Source organism: Okeania sp. (assembly GCF_983059655.1).
The window spans coordinates 1-2,057 of record NZ_CEZPJD010000679.1; the positions used below are offsets into that span (position 1 = coordinate 1).

2 protein-coding genes are annotated in these 2,057 nt (G+C 38.8%); one reads left to right on the forward strand and one right to left on the reverse strand.

The features are described from left to right. The first annotated feature begins 125 nt into the window (after positions 1 to 125). A complete protein-coding gene (locus AC3DU7_RS26505; RefSeq protein ID WP_488042261.1) occupies positions 126 to 1,622 on the forward strand; it encodes a CIA30 family protein in 1,497 nt (498 codons plus the stop codon). A gap of 201 nt (positions 1,623 to 1,823) precedes the next feature. On the opposite strand, the gene AC3DU7_RS26510 is transcribed toward AC3DU7_RS26505, so the two are convergent. Continuing rightward, on the reverse strand, positions 1,824 to 2,057 hold a 234-nt coding region (locus AC3DU7_RS26510), incomplete at its 5' end, for a hypothetical protein (protein ID WP_488042262.1).

Below are 2,057 nucleotides of genomic sequence, written 5' to 3' on the forward strand. Positions count from 1 at the left end.
TTTTGTCAGGAGTCAGAACTTCATGTACTTGGAATCTGCTGTATTATCCGAACATTATATTCAGATGGCCATACGGCAAAATTTCTTAACATATCTTAATATATATAAAAGAAAAGTTTAAGGATATGGCCGTGACTGATAACCAAACATCTAAAGTGAATAGACTATTTCAGACCCTAACCTATTTTGGGGTTGTTCCCTTTGTTGGGAGTTTTAAATGGCTACAAAAATTATTTGGTGAAAAGACACCGAAACTAGCACAAACATCAGAAGTCGTATTAGTAGTGGGTGCTAATGGTGGAGTTGGTAAACGAGTTGTACCTAGACTTCAGGAGCGGGGTTATCAAGTTCGATCGCTAGTTCGAGATGCTCAAAAAGCTAAAAAAGTTCTCGGCAAAAACGTTGAAATAGTAACCGCCGATATTACCAAACCAGAAACCCTCACCCCCGAAATATTCAAAGACGTTAGTAAAATTATCTGTTGTACGGGTACGCGAGTACAAGCTGCAGAAGGAGACAACTCAAACCGAGACAAATATTACCAAGGCATCAAATTCTTCATGCCAGAAGTTGTTGAAGACCCCCAACTTGTTGAATATGAAGGCATGAAAAATCTCGTAGCAGCAGCAAAACCACAACTACAACCAAGCAACAACCAAACTATCTTTGACTTCACCAACCCCACCCAAGACCTCAAAGAAACTTGGGGAGCATTAGACGATATTGTTATGGGGGGAGTCAGCGAAAGCTCCATCCGTCTGACAGATACTGGTGCCCTTTTCTCCGGTAACGTCTCCACTGCCAACTCCGGCGGTTTCGTCTCCGTTCGTACCCGTAACTTCGACCCCCCAATGAATTTGTTGGGAGCTGCTGGTATCGAACTCCGAGTCAAAGGAGATGGCAAACGCTATAAATTTTTCCTCCGCTGTGAAGACAAATGGGATGGAGTTGGTTACAGTTATTCTTTTGACACTGTTTATAATATCTGGACAACTATTCGCATTCCATTTAAAGATTTAACACCAGTATTTCGTGCTAGAGTTGTAGAAAATGCTCAACCTTTTAATCCCAGTCAAGTTTATTCCTACCAATTAATGTTGAGTAAATTTGAATATAACCGAGAACTTAATCCTAAATTTACACCAGGATTTTTTCAGTTAGAAGTTGAGTCAATTAAAACTTATGGTAGCGACCAATTACCTAAATTTGTCTTGGTTAGTTCGGCAGGTGTAACTCGTCCGGGGCGACCAGGTTTAAACTTAGATGAACAACCTCCTGCTGTGAAATTTAATGACCAATTAAAAGGTTTATTAAACTGGAAATTAAAAGGAGAAGAAGTTATTCGTTCTAGTGGGATTAATTACACTGTTATTCGTCCTTGTGGTATGACTGAACAACCAGGTGGTCAAGCTTTAATATTTGACCAAGGTGATAATATTAAAGGTATTGTGAGTCGGGATGATATTGCCGAACTTTGTATTAAAGTTTTAGAAGAAACACAGGCTTGCAATACAACTTTTGAGGCAAAAGGAGATAAAGAAAATCAAGCTAGTGCTGAAATTTGGGAGAAGTTATTTAACAGTTTAGAAGTGGATAAAAATAAGTCAGTCGTGACAGTTTAAAAAGTACAGGACTTACGCAAATTCACCTTTAAAACGTCATATGTAGGGGCGTTAACGATAGTTATGCGAAGCAAATGGCATTGGCGTTCCGCCAAGCTCCGCTTTATATGTCGCGGAGCGTTAACGGAGTTATGCGGTAGCAAAACGCCCTTACTTGATTTAGTGTATGTGGCAAAAAAATATCCTCAAGTTCTCCATGCCCTATTTAGGTTTACGCGCCACTACTGTTGAGTACATCCTAGCATTATCCCAAATAAATTCTATGTGCTCAAAACCAACAGTTTGTAATTGTAATTTTGTTGTTGATGAACTTCTAAATCCTCTCAGTTTAGTATTTAAAATATCAAAAAATATGATTTTTGAGAGTAAGATATAATCTGGATTTAACTGACTCATATCCCTTTCTGAATTGGGGTCTAAATCTGGGGATGGAGT

What these genes read in the sequence shown, in the direction of transcription:
- AC3DU7_RS26505 (WP_488042261.1), top strand. Translation starts at nt 126, where the DNA reads ATGGCCGTGACTGATAACCAAACATCTAAAGTGAATAGACTATTTCAG.